The organism is Acetobacter sicerae (assembly GCF_011516765.1).
GTDB classification, from domain to species: Bacteria; Pseudomonadota; Alphaproteobacteria; order Acetobacterales; family Acetobacteraceae; genus Acetobacter; species Acetobacter sicerae.
The window spans coordinates 1-13633 of record NZ_JAAABN010000033.1 but is presented as its reverse complement, the minus strand read 5'-3'; the positions used below and the strand labels follow the sequence as shown (position 1 = coordinate 13633).

Sequence of the window (13633 nt, the reverse complement as noted above, 5' to 3'; positions counted from 1 at the left end):
AACCCGCCGCCAGAAGCAGAATATCGTCAATATTCCAGATCGGGCTCCTGTGGGATGACTGAATTCTACAAAATGACCCGAAATTGCCTCAAGTGTGAGAAATCCGCGTCATGGCTCTTTGAGTGATCCCGTACAGGAGAGTTCTTGTTGTTGTTGGTCCTGTCACAGCAGCAAGACAGTGCGTGGAATGGTTTCGATAACAGGACAAAGGCTTTGCTCCAAATTTTGAAGCACTTTCTTGTTTTGTTCTGATTTGTTAGAGGGGAGGCGTTCGATCGTTCAGAAAGCACAGTGAGTCATGATTCCAACGTCTGCGGGCTCCCCTGAAACCGGTCTGTGGATCGGGCTGCTGGTGTGCGCCTGTCTGATAATCGCCTTTCTACTGTTCATTCTTCTCCGTTCGCGTTCAACTTCTGGTGGGGAGAGCGATAGTGACCTGCTGGCGCGGCTTTACGTACTGGTGGAAAGAGAGGCTGGCGTGCGCCATGCCGAGGCTGAACAGCAGCGGATCAGGCTGGCGGAAACAGAGCGGGCACTGATCGGTCGTGTCGAGCAGATGCGGGCGGAGCTGATGGAACGGGTGGCGCATCTGTCCGGCGCGCTTGGTAAGGATCAGGCGGAGGCCCGCGCGGTACAGTCCGAAGCATTGAGAGAAATGGCGGAAGCGAGTGCACTTCAGCTGAACGCCATTCGTGGCGCGGTTACGGAGCAGCTGCACGCAGCGGTTGAGCGGCAGATGCAGACTTCCTTCCAGCGTGTGCTGGAGCAGTTCTCGGCCATGCAGAAAGCCATGGGCGAGGTTTCCGCAATGACGGCGCAGATTGGCGACCTCAAGCGTCTCTTTGGTAATGTCAAAACACGCGGTGGATGGGGTGAAGCGCAGCTACGGGCCATTCTGGAAGATGTGCTTCCTCCCGGCACTTTTGAGGCCAACCGCCGTCTTGGGCAGGGACGTGAGGTCGTTGAATTTGTCGTGCGTATGCCTGTGCGGGGATCAAATCCGCCTGTACTCGCCATAGACAGCAAATTTCCGACAGAAGCCTATGAGCGACTGCTCGACGCCGTTGCGCAGGATGACAAGGATGCGGAGCGAGGTTCCCGGCGGGCGCTGGAAAACACGGTGAAGATGGAAGCACGCAAGATTGCTTCCAAATATATCGTGCCGCCTGAAACGGTTGAATTCGCCGTTCTTTATCTGCCCACGGATGGTCTGTATGCGGAAGTCGCCCGGGCTCCCGGGCTGATTGACGAAATCGGCCGCACATACCGTGTTCTGATCATGGGGCCGTCACTGATGCCCGCGCTCCTGCGCACTATCCATCTGGGTTATGTTACGCTTTCTCTTGAGGAGCGCACGGACACGATTGCCAGACTGCTGGGTGCGACACGACAGGAAATGCTGAAAATGGATGGCGTCCTCGAAAAACTGTCGCGTAATGCCCAGTCGATGAGTTCGACGATTGAGGATGCGCGGCAGCGGACTCGGGTTGTGGCCCGGCAGTTGCGAAGCCTCGATACGACTGACGATGGTGGGGAAGAAGTGCTGCTGTAGGGCGTGTTCTTCGTTTGAGGACAAAAGAAGAAAATGTCTGATGAAGCTGCTTCGAGGTGTCTGCAGAGCTTGTAAATACATCGGGAGTTTGCCTCAAACTCCACAAATAGACACAGTTCCTTTGATCCCGGCTTGTTAAAGAAACGGGTAAAAGATTGCGTCCACTCCGAGGGAAAGACGAGCTTTTTTCTCTATCTGGAAAATAAATACCTTTTTTGTAATTTTATATAATATACTTTTTCAAGAAGTGCATTCTGAAAAACTTTTGCGTGATTTAGCCGGATTTCTTGAAATGACAGAGTTTTCAGAAAGACGATAATTACGCAAAGGAGAGCTCATGACGATAGCATCCGACGCAACAGGATCATTCATTACGGGAAAGCAGACTATGAGCGGCGACACTCAATGGAGCGGGTTTCTGAAGAAAGCCTGCGTATTATCTGTCATGCTGCCTTCTCTTTTGGCGGCGGGAACTGCTCATGCCCGCTCCGTTTATACAACCAGCGGATCGTGCGACGGGTTTCCGCGGGTCAATCTGCAGACACCGTCAGGAACATGCGTGGGGCTTTTTGCGTCCGGTCTGCGTTTTCCCCGGGATATGGCTGTCAGGGATTCGACGGTTTATGTCGTGGATATGGGGAGCTGGCAGCGTAATCAGGGCCGTCTGCTGGCATTCGAACAAAATGGCCACGGGCGGCAGGACGTGCTTCTGACTGGTCTGGACCGCCCCAGCGGCCTCACCTTTGCATCAGATGGACAGCTTTACATCGCGCTCCCTGATCGCGTTCTGCGTGTGATTCTGCATAAAAACAGTCCGGCGGAAACTCGGGAAGTTCTGGGCGGACTGCCTTCAACCGGCCGTCATCCTCTCAAGACGCTGGCGGCGGATCATGATCGCGGCCTGTATGTCAGTGAGGGATCCGCCACGAATAATTGTGAAACGGCGTCAGGAGGTTTTCCGGTTGCTTCGCAAGCCTGTCCTGAGACGCAGGGAGAGGTTCCACGCGCTTCCATCCTGTGGTTCAGGCCGACTGAGCAGCCCCAGTCCGCTTCGAGAACGAATGTCGTCGCCACCGGTATGAGAAATCCTGCGGCGCTGACGGTCACGCCGAACGGGGTGTTGCTCGCCGCAGTCAATGGACGTGACAGCATCAATGCGGCTGATCCAAAACTGTCCGATGAAACGCTCCCTCATGAGCCGTTTCTTGTGGTGCAGAAAGGAAAAGATTACGGCTGGCCCTATTGTTTTGACGACAGAAAACCGGCCCCTGAATACCCGAAGCATGACTGCTCAGCCGTGACGCCGCCTGACCTGCTGCTGCCTGCCCATGCCGCTCCTCTGGGTATGCTTGTTTATACGCAAAATGCTTTTCACGAACTGCAGGGTAAAGTCATTGTGACATACCACGGATATCGTGACATGGGTCATCGTGTGATGAGTCTGGCAATCGATGCGGACGGCAAACCTCAGGGCTCTCCGCAGTCGCTTGTTGAGGGGTGGCGCAACCTCTCCCAGCCGGGTAAAAATCCGAATGGTTCGCCTGTCGGCCTGGCTGTGATGGCGGACGGAACCCTGCTGATTTCAGAAGACCATAACGGCACGATTCTGCGGTTTGCGCCGGACCGATCTCCGGATCATCCCTGAAGGGAAAAATACTCAAGGATTCAGAAAAGAGACGCAATCATAACGGGATTTTGCGTATCCTGTTCGTTTCAGAAAGGTCTTTCTGCTGACGAACCGTGCACACCACATATGCGCTTCAATTCAATCAGACAGAGCAAGGAACTTTCTGAGATTGTCTGCGGTCCAGAGTTTCCCGCCATGGGTCAGAAATTTTTTCTCATTGAGGAAAACCGCTTTCTGACGCAGCGACAGACTTTCCTGATCAGTCAACGCTTTTAGAACAGTCAGTCGATGCTGCGGCTTGGACTGTGTATGGCTCTTCTCCTTTTTACGCCATTTTTGGAAATGTTCCTGCGGGTCAAAGAGTTTTCCATCTATGATAAACGGATCGGGAGCGAGCACCAGACAGCGTTCCGAGGGAACGCCTTTTCCCAAGGCCGGCTGGGGCCGCCAGCCCTGAGCAGCCGTGAAGTCCACGCTGAGAAAAGTGGAATCCGGCGAACATGTCTTCATCAGATCTTTGATTACCTGCAGACTCTCGGGTGTCGCCCGATCGGGTGACAGTTCCAGCAAAGCGACTTCGCGTTCAAGAACGCCGTTGTGCTCCCGCACATATCGCCGGAGCAGGTCTCGCTGATAGCGGATGGTCCGGCTTTGTCCTGCCGCAACATCAATGTCTGTGGACAGGGAAGCAAACCCTGCCCACGGCACCGGACGGGTCCAGGCGAGGGCAATGTAGGATTTCTTCAGAGACATGCGGAAAATCCCGACGGTTCGACATGTTTGGTGCAGGTCATGAGAAAACGGTTTCCGTAACCGATAACACAGCGCGTCATCATGGCCCGCCGGATGGAAAGACACCAGACATGCGTAACTCCATTACTCACCCGCTGAAGATTGACAGCTTTCCTCTTGCGCAGGGCAGGGTGGGCATGACCCTGTGTCCGGGACGCAAGGGACCTTCTCTCTCCGGGGCGAACTGGAACCGAGATCTGCAGGCCGATATTCTGCGCCTGAAGCTCTGGCGCACGGATATCGTGATTTCACTGACAGGGCAGGAGGAGATGGATTATCTTCAGGTCGGCGACATGAACGCTGCCATGAAGGCAGCCGGCCTGCTTTGGTATTCCATGCCGATCCCCGATGCCGGCGTTCCTGATGCCGACTGGCTGCAAATGTGGCGACAGATTTCCCCTGTGCTGCATCAGCGTCTGGAAGCGGGCGGCCGGATTGTGATCCATTGTCGCGCCGGTCTGGAACGGACGGCTCTGGTGGCCGCTCTCATTCAGTGTGAGCGGGGAGAGAGCATCAGCCACGCTCTAAAGAAAATCGCAAAGACGCGGGCTGGAGCCGGGCCATTGCTCCATCAAAGACGCTGGCTTGAGGAGGTGCGTCAGGAAAGCGTCCGTCAGTGCCAGTTGTTCCGAGCCTGTCTGTTCGGCGGCGCCATCGGCGATGCGCTGGGAGCGGAGGTGGAGTTCTGGTCGCTGGACCGTATCCGTCAGACCTTTCCTCGCGGGGTTGATCGGATTCTCCCGCACGACGGGCGTCCGGCCGCCATCACCGTCGTGCGCCGGGAAACACATGTCTGTCTTCCTTGATGGCGGAAAAACGTCAGGAAATTATGGCCTGCAACAACAGCAAAGGATGCGGAGCGATCATGCGCGTCGCCCCTGTGGCGCTTTACGCGAGCGTAGCGGAGGACGGGAGTGATCTGGCCGACGCCTGTTCCCATCTGACACATGCCCATCCGACAGGTCGCAATGCCGCTAGAGCGCAGACCCAGATTCTGATGCAGTTGTTGCGGGGCGTTTCTCTTGAAGAGGCCGTGCGGTCCCTGCATGCCCTGTCTCTGGATGACACGACGTTGGCCGCTGTTCAGCGCGCCTGGGCGGCGATCCCGGATGGACGACCGGAGACGGTCGGGACATTGGGGCAGGGCTGGGTGGCGGAAGAAGCGCTGTCCATTGCATTGTATGCGGCGCGTGTCGCCACCGGCTTTGAGGAAGGATTACGTATCGCCGTGACGCATTCGGGGGATAGCGACAGTACGGGCGCCATCGCAGGCAATCTGCTGGGACTGTTGTTTCCCGATGAGGTTATGGCCCATGCTTGGCGCACTCAGATCGAATGTGCGGATCTCATCGACCGCATGGCCAGTGACCTGTACGCCATTGTGCATAACGACGCAGGTGAATGTTTCCTCCTGGCCCAGTCTGAGTTTTACCCGGGAGTATAGGGTTGGACGTCAGGCCACTGTCACTTGCAGAGCGTCGCGATGGAGTGTGACCTCATCGCTGAAGCGGTCTGCTTCGTCGCATCAGTCGGTAAAATTTTTACGCTGGAAGCGATAAGATCTGTATATAAAAGACGTTTTTAGAATATGGAGAGGCGATGTCCCCTCTCCATATTTCAAAACATCGCGTGAACGAAGGAACTGCGATCAACTGACCAGTCGCAGTCCGCGCCGTCCACCCGGCGTTGAAGGTTTGGGTGTATCCCCGCTTTTGAAGTCGAAAGGCAGGAGCGGTGAATTGCCCTGATTATCGTCCTCATGTGGCGCGTCGGGCAGACGCTGTTGCAGATACAGATTGGACAGGGCGCGGAAGGCGTAATCCAGAATCGACGTGGCGTAGGATGTGACCGGATCGCCCTCGACGGTGCCAGCGGGACCGAAAGAGGAGTAGGCGAACCGTTCGACGAAATCCTCCAGCGGCGCGCCATATTGCAGGCCGATGCTGACAGCCTGACTGAAGCTCTCCATCAGGCCGCGCACCATCGCGCTTTCCCGTGCCGGTGTCAGCGCAATCTCGCCAAGCGTGCCATCTTCATATTCGGCGGTTCTCAGGAAGAAGCGATGTCCGCCGACCGAAGCTTTCTGGGCGATGCCAGTGTGGCGTTCGGGGAGCGGTTGCAACATGCCGCGTGGCAGGATGCGGGGCGGCGGAGCCATCGTCGGATCTGGGCGGGCCGGAACGCGGTCCACAAACCCGGCGAGGGCGCGATACATCCGCATATGCGCGTCGATTGTCGGGATAATCAATGGGCTTTCGCCTGCAAGGGAAGCGGCGAGGGCCGTTTCCACAGACAGGCCTCTTGCTGCCAGACGATTGAGCGTGCTTGCGGCAAGGCGTCCATCGGATCGGAGTGGGGAAAAGATGGGCGCAAGGCCGCAGGCTTCACAGCCCAGAAGCGCATCGACAGGACCCGTTGAGGAAAAGCCCGTTTCAATGCGGGCTTCCGGAGTTTCTGTATCGACGGCGGCCCGTGACCAGGCATCCCGGATCGCCGCTGACAGACCCGGCAGGACGTGGCGATGCGGCATGAGGGGGAGATGATCGCAACCCGTGCCCTCACGGGAGACAAGCGTGGTCAGCGCGACGATCGAGCAGGCGGCGTCACGGCCATCATCGCTGTCATAGTCGAGTCCAAGAGCGGCGAGGCAGGCATCCAGATTGGTCAGCAGGATTTCCCCGACAATCGGAAGCGGTGCGTCCGGGAGCAGGCTGCCTGTCATCTCGGGGTCAGCCGGAGCTGATGGTGTGGCCGGTTTTACCCCCGATTTCTCCTCTGACGGCATTGTCGGCAGATCGAACAGCGTCGGCTCCGGGGGCATCGCTTCGTCAAGCGGCAGTTCCCCATTGCGCCGCGCCGCTTTGAGGCGGGCGTCCGTGCGCAGAACGAGGCACAGCAGGCGAAGCGCCGCAACAAACGTTTCGGCGGCGAAGTCCTCGCCCGGCAGCACGAAGGCGGCGAGGTTGAGGACAAATCCCGGCCGTCTGTCTGAAGCGCCATGCCAGACGGCAAGGGTCGGGGCGGCCTGCCTCAGGATCAGGAGCCACGCTAGCGAGCGCCCGCTGATGATCTCCCCGCGTGACGGTTCCTGTTGCTGTTCGTCCGGTCGATGCGCGCCGGATGTGAAGGAGTCGATCCAGCGTGCGGATTCTCGCGGCAGCGAGACCGCCCCTGTTCCGGTAACGATTTCCGCCAGAGCGGCGGCGGCCTCGTCATCCCAGTCGGCGGGCAGCGTAATGGCGCGTGCCGGAGCGTCAGGGTCGGCGGAGGCCATGACGGTGCGCATTTCGACACCGTTCCAGAAATGATGAGCGTTCATGAAAAGAGCTTATCGTTCCGCGAGAGGCGGGCGGAAGCGGGGCAGGCTGAGGATAAGGGGGGGATAATGGTCGGGAAAGCGAGGATATGGGGGATAACTTTTTGCAAGGCTGAAAAAGACGGGAAATGGCGCTTCTGAGGGGCGGCTTCACGCTTCCCGGACTGCTCCCGCAGGCGTGCCGTGTAACGTGAACGCGAGGAGGCGTGCGAGCGGTGGACGGCGGCAGTTCGACTCCTTATGGTCGCATTCATGGCAACGCTCGGCACCCTTCTTCATACCCGCCTGCATGGACGTTTTGTGGGCAAGGACAACGATGGTCGCGCCTACTACGAGTCGCGGCGACCCACCCGGAAGACGGGCGGGGGCGAGCGCTATGAGCGCTGGGTCATCTACAAAAAGGGTGAGGATGCCTCCGCTGTTCCGCCTGAGTGGTGGGGCTGGCTGCATTACATGGAGGATCAGCCGATCCCCATGGAAGCCCGCAAACCCTGGCAGCTGCCTTATCAGCCAAACAGGACAGGGACTGCTGAGGCCTATCGTCCTCCTGGTAGCGCTTACAAGGGTGGTCATCGTCCTCCGGCCACAGGCGATTATGACGCCTGGACACCGGAAAGCTGAGCGTTCACAGCTTCTGACAGGACCGGAAACCGCGACGGGAAAAGCCGGCCTTTCGCGCTCTTTTTCATACCGGGTGAACAGAAGAATATGCCGATGCGGGCATATTCTTGCCAGAGAGTTGCGCTATCGGGCTTGTCAGGCTTGATCGTTCCAGACGACAAGAACGAATGATCACAAAGGCGCGTGAGAACCCATGAGTTCTGTTTCGACGACTTCTCAGCCGGCAGCGGCGTTGCCGCCTCTCCGCAATACACGTCCGACCGTGGAGCTCGTTGCGGGTTTCGCTGTGATCGTCGTGTTTGTGCTTCTGCTGGGACTTGCCGTGGTCAGCAGTGGCCGCAAGACAGATGCGGGATATCAGCTCAAGGCGGGTTTCTCCCACATTGATGGTCTCGATATCGGCTCGGATGTGAAGCTGGCCGGAATCTCCATCGGGCATGTCGTGTCCGAGGGGGTCGATCCGAAAACCTTTCAGGCGAAAGTTGTGTTTACGGTGAGGCCGGACGTGCAGTTGCCGGTGGACAGCGCCGCCATCATCACCAGTGACAGTCTGCTGGGCGGTAAGTACATCGCCATTTCACCGGGCGGCGATACAAAGACTCTGAAAGCGGGCGCCGAGATTGGCGAAACGCAGGGCTCGATCAGTCTGGAGCAGTTGCTGAGCAAGTTCATCTTCTCTGTGACGGATACGCTGACGCAGGCCAATCAGGCGAAAGCGAAACAGGGGATGGACGCGCCAAAAGGCGAGGTCCAGCCGTGATGGAGGCTCCTGCTCTCTGGCCTCAACCGGATGGAACACCTGTTTCCTGCACGGAAAAGTTGCTGGTTCTGCGCCAGAACTGGGAAGAGTTGCAGGGCGTCATGCAGGATGCGTTTGAAGACGCGGTGCTGATGGGCGTGGATGAGACCGAAATGAAGAAGATGCTGACGTCTCTTGTGGCGTCTCTCGCCAGTCCACGAGGCAAGCCTTCAGTATGATTGACAGGGTAAGAACAAAGATGCTGATGCGGTCTGGTCGGGTGTTTCTGGGGCTGGCTTCCGTTCTGGTCGGCGCTGGATCGGCTCTGGCGGCGGAACCGCTGGCTCCTCCCGCGATGTATCCACCCAACACGTGGCAGGGGAAGAGCATGGCCGTTGTGCGGGTGCTCAATCGCCTCGATTCCCGGGTTGAAACCGTGAAGATTCCGGTCGGTGGGACTTCGCATTACGAAACGCTTGAAATCGGCGTGACGCGATGTCTGCAGCATGCGCCCACGGCGCGTCAGGATGCCGCCGCATGGCTCGATGTTCAGGATCGACGGGCCGAGGGGGCTGTTTTCCACGGCTGGATGCTGGCTGCCGAACCGTCGCTGGGCATTCTCGAAAGCCCGATCTACGATGTGCATGTCGTAACCTGTGAGGGAAACGACGTTCAGCCCATGCTGCCGACACTGGAACATCCGGCGGTTCCACCTCTGCCGGGAACGCGTGACAGTTCACAATCCGGTCAGCAGCAGGACAACGGGCAGGGAAGCGATACACCGGAAAATAACCAAATCGCTCCATCTTCCTCCGGTTCTTCGACGGATCGTGGTGCAATGGACGGCGATCAGCCCTGACGTTGCCACGACGGAGAAGCGGAGCAGGAACCCCGGTCTGCCTATAGTAATGCCGGGGAAGCTGTGGTGAAACAGAACGCTACTCAGCGCGTCGCGGCTGCATCAATTGTAACGACCTGTACGTGCGGCTTTCCGGGATGAGCCGGGCTGGCGCTGGCTGAACAGGTGAGCAGGGAAGGCATTTTGTCGTGAGTTCTTCGGACAAGACTTCGGCTCCTCAGGATTCCACTACCAGACTGACACGGAATCACATGCCCCTGGGTCAGGTGGCGTTTCTTCTGGATTTTGACGGCACGCTTGTCGACATTGCTCCTACGCCTGAGTCGGTGGTCGTGCCGCCGGGTCTGAAGGAAACGCTGCTCGCTCTGAGAGAAGCGACCGGTGGCGCGCTGGCGATCATATCCGGACGTTCCGTAGATCAGATTGACGCCTTTCTGGGCGATGTGCCGTTCGCTGTCGCCGGCGAGCACGGTATCGCCATCCGCCATCGTCCGGGCGGACCCATTGAGCGGGCCGCTCTTCCCTCCGTTCCCAGCAAGTGGGTGATCGAGGCGCAGGAACTGGTGGCGTCCCTTCCGGGCACGCGGCTGGAACGAAAAGTCGGCGGGTTCGTTCTGCATTACAGGGGAGCGCCGGAAGCAGAAGGGCAGCTCCGTAAGGCAGCGGAGGCATGGGTGAAAGAAGAAGGCGGTAAATTCCATATCCAGGCCGCAAAAATGGCTTGGGAAATCCGGCCTGCTGGCGTCGACAAGGGCTATGCGGTCGAACTGCTCATGGAAAATGCACCGTTCGCCGGTCGCAAACCTGTCTTTGTCGGAGACGACGTCACGGATGAGGATGCCATCAAGGCGGCTGTCCGTCTGGGCGGAATCGGACTGCGCATTCCGGTTGATTTCCCCACACCGTCGGTATTCCGGGGCTGGCTGGCGTCTCTGGTTCCTGCTCGGGATGAAGGCCGCCCTGCGTGAAGACCAGCAGACACTGTGGTTCGGCTGGTCAGGTCGGCAGGTTGAAGCGGACGCTGATCCCATGCCGTCTCTGGATACGCATGGAACGGTAACCTACGCTACCATTCCCCTGACTCCAGCGCAGCATCGCGGATATTATCAGCGTTTTTCAAACGGTATCCTCTGGCCGCTCTGCCATTACCGGCTGGGGCTGATGAATTACGCGCGGGCCGACTGGTTGCAGTATCTGGAGGTGAACCGGATGTTCGCCCGGACGCTCGCGCCTCTGCTGAAGCCCGACGACATCATCTGGGTGCATGATTATCATCTCCTGCCGCTGGCTCAGGCGCTGCGTGAGCTCGGAGTGACCTCTCCCATCGGCTTTTTCCTGCATATTCCGTTTCCGCCGTGGAGCCTGTTCCGCGCCCTGCCGCCCGCGACCGCGCTCCTGGACGACATGAAGGCGTATGATCTGATCGGTGTGCAGACTGAAGAAGACGCGCAGAATCTCTGGGAGTGCATGCGGCTCGAGGGGATGACCGATCCCTCGCGGGTGGTGGCCTGTCCGATCGGCATTGATCCGGTTTCCTTCAGCGAGGAGGCGAGGGACGCCTTCAATGGACCGGAAGTCCGCCGCCTGAGAGAAAGCCTTCACGACGAGCCTCTGATTATCGGCGTGGACCGACTGGATTATTCGAAGGGACTTGAGGAGCGCTTTCTCGGCTATGAAAGGCTGCTGATCCGCTACCCCGAACATCATCGGCATGTGACCTATCTTCAGGTCGCGCCGGTTTCCCGTGGCGAGGTCGAGGAATATCGTCTGCTGCGTCGTCAGCTTGATGAAACGATCGGTCGTATCAACGGTGCTTTTGCCGCCTATGACTGGACGCCTATCCGCTATCTGACGCGTCCGATTGCACGCCAGACGCTGGCGGGTTTCTACCGTCTTGCCGATGTGGCGCTTGTCACACCCTTGCGCGACGGCATGAATCTTGTCGCCAAGGAATATGTGGCGGCACAGGATCCGGAAGATCCCGGCGCGCTTGTCCTGTCGCATCTGGCCGGCGCAGCGCCTGAACTTGATGAAGCGCTGCTGGTCAATCCTCACGATGCAGACGCTATCGCAGATGCCCTGCATCTGGCGCTGACCATGAAAAAGGAAGAGCGCAAGCGCCGCTGGAATATCCTGAACAGCGAAATCAGGAACACGACCGCCGGTTCCTGGGCCCGGGATTTCCTGAAAGCCCTGAATCGCAGCAGAAAGGCCAGTGCCGGGTGAAATTCAGGCGGGGTGCTGCTATACGCACGTTTCCCGAAAACACATGACCGTCATGTGGAACAGAAAGCTTGGCGCATGGTGCTGATGCCACGACGCAGAATTTTCAATAAACAGACGCCCGGAACTGTCCGCCTGCCCAACCTCCTGCTGATATTTGCCGGAGTGGTAGCGATGCTTTTCGTATGGTGGGTGCAGGATGGGCTGGGCATAGCGCCCTGCGCGCTCTGCCTGTGGGAGCGCTGGCCATGGCGTTTGCTGGTGGTGATTGGGGCAGTCGGTCTGCTCGTGCCGCGACGCTGGGCCAGAGCCGTGGCGTCTCTGGGCGTGCCGACGCTGCTTGTCGATCTCGTTCTTGTGGTGGTTCATGCCGGCGTCGAATGGCGTTTCTGGAAAAGCCCGCTGCCGGAATGTCTGTCGCCGCATCTGACGGGCGCGACAATGGCCGAGCGCCTAGCTTCCATGCCGCTGCGCCCCGGCAAACCGTGCGATATGCCGACCTATATTTTTGACGGGCTGCCGGTCTCCCTCACCGTGATGGAAGGAGTGGCAGCCCTTGCTGTTCTCGCTGTTCTCTTGGCCTGCCTGCTCAGCCCCTTCGGCGGCCGAACACGAGGCTGATGACGAACAGAACGATGAAGATGAAAAACAGGATCTTGCCGATATAGGCAAAGTTGGCTGCAATGCCGGAGAAACCGAAGACAGCTGCTATAAGGGCGAAGACCAGAAAGATCAGGGTCCAGCGTAAAAGGTCCATGGGAAATACTCCGTTCTGTTAATCTCTGAACGCAAAACGGAACGGAAAAGTTTCTCAGTCCCGAAGGAAAGCGTCTCGGGGCTGATAGTCTCACGGTGAATCCGGAGACGTCGGCAGGCCAGTTTTTTCCGTGACATCATGGAAATGTCACTCTCCCACAAAAGTACAAATTCGCTTCCATGCGACAAATGTTCAGGTTGCGTAGGAAGATGCGGAGCAGGTGCCGCCATCATTCGGAAACTATTCCGGATTGATCATATGAATTTCTCCTGACCAACATCCCTCTGCCTGAAGTCCAGAATGTCTCCCGCAGTCCTGTCGCGTTTATGCGACAGAATGGACGCAGTGCTGTCACGAAGATGAGAGCCTGAAACTGCGCATTTTGTAATCAGAGAGACAGGCGTGATGTGCTCCCGGATCGCGGCCAGGGCCGATATCCAGAGAGGGAAGTTCTGCATGACAGCATCAAAAAAAGTCGCACTGGTGACAGGGGCGGCGCAGGGGATTGGTCGGGGCATTGCCCTGCGTCTGGTGCGTGACGGGTTCGCCGTCGCTCTGGTCGATATCAAGCGGGAGGGGCTTGATGGCGTGGCCAGAGAGATTCAGGAGCAGGGTGGAACCTGCACCACTTTCAGCGCGGATATCGGAGACCGGGAGCAGGTCCGGGCCGCCGTGGACCATGCGGATCAGACGCTGGGCGGCTTTGATGTCATGGTCAACAATGCTGGCATTGCGCAGGTCAAATCGATCGCCGCCGTCACGCCGGAAGATGTCGAGCGGATTTATCGCATCAATGTTCAGGGCGTCCTGTGGGGCATTCAGGCGGCGGCGGACCGTTTCATGATGCGGCAGCGGAAAGGAAAGATCATCAACGCCTGCTCGATTGCCGGTCATGAGGGCTATGCGTTGCTGGGGATCTATTCCTCGACGAAATTCGCCGTGCGGGGGCTGACGCAGGCAGCGGCCAAGGAATATGCCAGCAAGGGCATTACCGTGAACGCCTATTGTCCCGGTGTTGTAGGGACCGACATGTGGGTCGACGCGGAAATCTCACAGAAGGGTTGTACATCGGGTTAGATTATGAAAAAGTCTGTTTTGTAGAAAAGAAATTTTCGTAAGCTATAAGAAAACCCGATGCAGACAGAGT

The 13633-nt window shown here is 58.1% G+C and carries 15 protein-coding genes; 12 read left to right on the top strand and 3 right to left on the bottom strand.

The window, feature by feature from the left end; translation table 11 throughout:
* Positions 1-298: 298 nt before the first annotated feature.
* Entirely contained in the window at positions 299-1552 is a 1254-nt protein-coding gene (locus GVI59_RS17495) for a DNA recombination protein RmuC (RefSeq protein ID WP_173575342.1), read from the top strand.
* A 337-nt stretch (positions 1553-1889) separates the two neighbouring features.
* On the top strand, positions 1890-3197 hold the full coding sequence (locus GVI59_RS17490; RefSeq protein ID WP_242013201.1) for a PQQ-dependent sugar dehydrogenase: 1308 nt from the start codon (positions 1890-1892) through the stop codon (positions 3195-3197).
* 120 nt (positions 3198-3317) lie between these two features.
* Here GVI59_RS17490 and GVI59_RS17485 read toward each other — a convergent pair whose 3' ends face one another.
* Complete coding sequence (locus GVI59_RS17485) at positions 3318-3932, bottom strand: hypothetical protein (RefSeq protein WP_173575341.1); 615 nt, start codon at positions 3930-3932, stop codon at positions 3318-3320.
* A 110-nt stretch (positions 3933-4042) separates the two neighbouring features.
* Between GVI59_RS17485 and GVI59_RS19205 the strand changes: the two genes are divergently transcribed.
* Both GVI59_RS19205 and GVI59_RS19200 read left to right on the top strand, forming a co-directional pair.
* Positions 4043-4777: an ADP-ribosylglycohydrolase family protein gene (locus tag GVI59_RS19205; RefSeq protein ID WP_242013200.1), complete on the top strand. Its 735-nt coding sequence runs from the start codon at positions 4043-4045 to the stop codon at positions 4775-4777.
* A complete protein-coding gene (locus tag GVI59_RS19200; RefSeq protein ID WP_242013199.1) occupies positions 4777-5415 on the top strand; it encodes an ADP-ribosylglycohydrolase family protein in 639 nt (212 codons plus the stop codon). The genes GVI59_RS19205 and GVI59_RS19200 overlap by 1 nt, the downstream gene beginning before the upstream one ends.
* 204 nt (positions 5416-5619) lie before the next feature.
* Here GVI59_RS19200 and GVI59_RS17475 read toward each other — a convergent pair whose 3' ends face one another.
* Complete coding sequence (locus GVI59_RS17475; protein WP_173575340.1) at positions 5620-7290, bottom strand: TSCPD domain-containing protein; 1671 nt, start codon at positions 7288-7290, stop codon at positions 5620-5622.
* A 249-nt stretch (positions 7291-7539) separates the two neighbouring features.
* On the opposite strand from GVI59_RS17475, the gene GVI59_RS17470 reads away from it, so the two are divergent.
* The 7 genes from GVI59_RS17470 to GVI59_RS17440 all read left to right on the top strand — a co-directional run bounded on the left by GVI59_RS17470 (position 7540) and on the right by GVI59_RS17440 (position 12350).
* Positions 7540-7908, top strand: a complete 369-nt coding sequence (locus GVI59_RS17470; protein WP_173575339.1) for an NADH-ubiquinone oxidoreductase subunit NDUFA12 family protein — start codon at positions 7540-7542, stop codon at positions 7906-7908.
* A gap of 193 nt (positions 7909-8101) precedes the next feature.
* Positions 8102-8668 (top strand): outer membrane lipid asymmetry maintenance protein MlaD, encoded by a 567-nt coding sequence (gene mlaD / locus GVI59_RS17465; protein ID WP_232878894.1) that lies wholly within the window; start codon positions 8102-8104, stop codon positions 8666-8668.
* On the top strand, positions 8668-8886 hold the full coding sequence (locus GVI59_RS17460) for a hypothetical protein (RefSeq protein ID WP_173575344.1): 219 nt from the start codon (positions 8668-8670) through the stop codon (positions 8884-8886). Before mlaD ends, GVI59_RS17460 begins: the two co-directional genes overlap by 1 nt.
* Positions 8887-8906: 20 nt before the next feature.
* On the top strand, positions 8907-9506 hold the full coding sequence (locus GVI59_RS17455; protein ID WP_173575338.1) for a DUF2155 domain-containing protein: 600 nt from the start codon (positions 8907-8909) through the stop codon (positions 9504-9506).
* Positions 9507-9757: 251 nt separating this feature from the next.
* A complete protein-coding gene (gene otsB, locus GVI59_RS17450) occupies positions 9758-10474 on the top strand; it encodes a trehalose-phosphatase (protein ID WP_173575337.1) in 717 nt (238 codons plus the stop codon).
* Entirely contained in the window at positions 10455-11732 is a 1278-nt protein-coding gene (locus tag GVI59_RS17445) for an alpha,alpha-trehalose-phosphate synthase (UDP-forming) (protein WP_242013202.1), read from the top strand. The genes otsB and GVI59_RS17445 overlap by 20 nt, the downstream gene beginning before the upstream one ends.
* A 75-nt stretch (positions 11733-11807) precedes the next feature.
* Positions 11808-12350: a disulfide bond formation protein B gene (locus GVI59_RS17440; protein WP_173575343.1), complete on the top strand. Its 543-nt coding sequence runs from the start codon at positions 11808-11810 to the stop codon at positions 12348-12350.
* On the opposite strand, the gene GVI59_RS17435 is transcribed toward GVI59_RS17440, so the two are convergent.
* Entirely contained in the window at positions 12319-12486 is a 168-nt protein-coding gene (locus GVI59_RS17435) for a DUF1328 domain-containing protein (protein WP_173575336.1), read from the bottom strand. The two genes, GVI59_RS17440 and GVI59_RS17435, sit on opposite strands and share 32 nt — an antisense overlap.
* 456 nt (positions 12487-12942) lie before the next feature.
* On the opposite strand from GVI59_RS17435, the gene GVI59_RS17430 reads away from it, so the two are divergent.
* Positions 12943-13563 (top strand): SDR family NAD(P)-dependent oxidoreductase, encoded by a 621-nt coding sequence (locus GVI59_RS17430; protein ID WP_173575335.1) that lies wholly within the window; start codon positions 12943-12945, stop codon positions 13561-13563.
* Positions 13564-13633 lie beyond the last annotated feature (70 nt).

Coding starts and splice junctions, on each gene's coding strand:
- GVI59_RS17495 (WP_173575342.1), top strand. CDS start 299: ATGATTCCAACGTCTGCGGGCTCCCCTGAAACCGGTCTGTGGATCGGG.
- GVI59_RS17490 (WP_242013201.1), top strand. CDS start 1,890: ATGACGATAGCATCCGACGCAACAGGATCATTCATTACGGGAAAGCAG.
- GVI59_RS17485 (WP_173575341.1), bottom strand. CDS start 3,932: ATGTCTCTGAAGAAATCCTACATTGCCCTCGCCTGGACCCGTCCGGTG.
- GVI59_RS19205 (WP_242013200.1), top strand. CDS start 4,043: ATGCGTAACTCCATTACTCACCCGCTGAAGATTGACAGCTTTCCTCTT.
- GVI59_RS19200 (WP_242013199.1), top strand. CDS start 4,777: ATGGCGGAAAAACGTCAGGAAATTATGGCCTGCAACAACAGCAAAGGA.
- GVI59_RS17475 (WP_173575340.1), bottom strand. CDS start 7,290: ATGAACGCTCATCATTTCTGGAACGGTGTCGAAATGCGCACCGTCATG.
- GVI59_RS17470 (WP_173575339.1), top strand. CDS start 7,540: ATGGCAACGCTCGGCACCCTTCTTCATACCCGCCTGCATGGACGTTTT.
- mlaD (WP_232878894.1), top strand. CDS start 8,102: ATGAGTTCTGTTTCGACGACTTCTCAGCCGGCAGCGGCGTTGCCGCCT.
- GVI59_RS17460 (WP_173575344.1), top strand. CDS start 8,668: ATGGAGGCTCCTGCTCTCTGGCCTCAACCGGATGGAACACCTGTTTCC.
- GVI59_RS17455 (WP_173575338.1), top strand. CDS start 8,907: ATGCTGATGCGGTCTGGTCGGGTGTTTCTGGGGCTGGCTTCCGTTCTG.
- otsB (WP_173575337.1), top strand. CDS start 9,758: ATGCCCCTGGGTCAGGTGGCGTTTCTTCTGGATTTTGACGGCACGCTT.
- GVI59_RS17445 (WP_242013202.1), top strand. CDS start 10,455: ATGAAGGCCGCCCTGCGTGAAGACCAGCAGACACTGTGGTTCGGCTGG.
- GVI59_RS17440 (WP_173575343.1), top strand. CDS start 11,808: ATGGTGCTGATGCCACGACGCAGAATTTTCAATAAACAGACGCCCGGA.
- GVI59_RS17435 (WP_173575336.1), bottom strand. CDS start 12,486: ATGGACCTTTTACGCTGGACCCTGATCTTTCTGGTCTTCGCCCTTATA.
- GVI59_RS17430 (WP_173575335.1), top strand. CDS start 12,943: ATGACAGCATCAAAAAAAGTCGCACTGGTGACAGGGGCGGCGCAGGGG.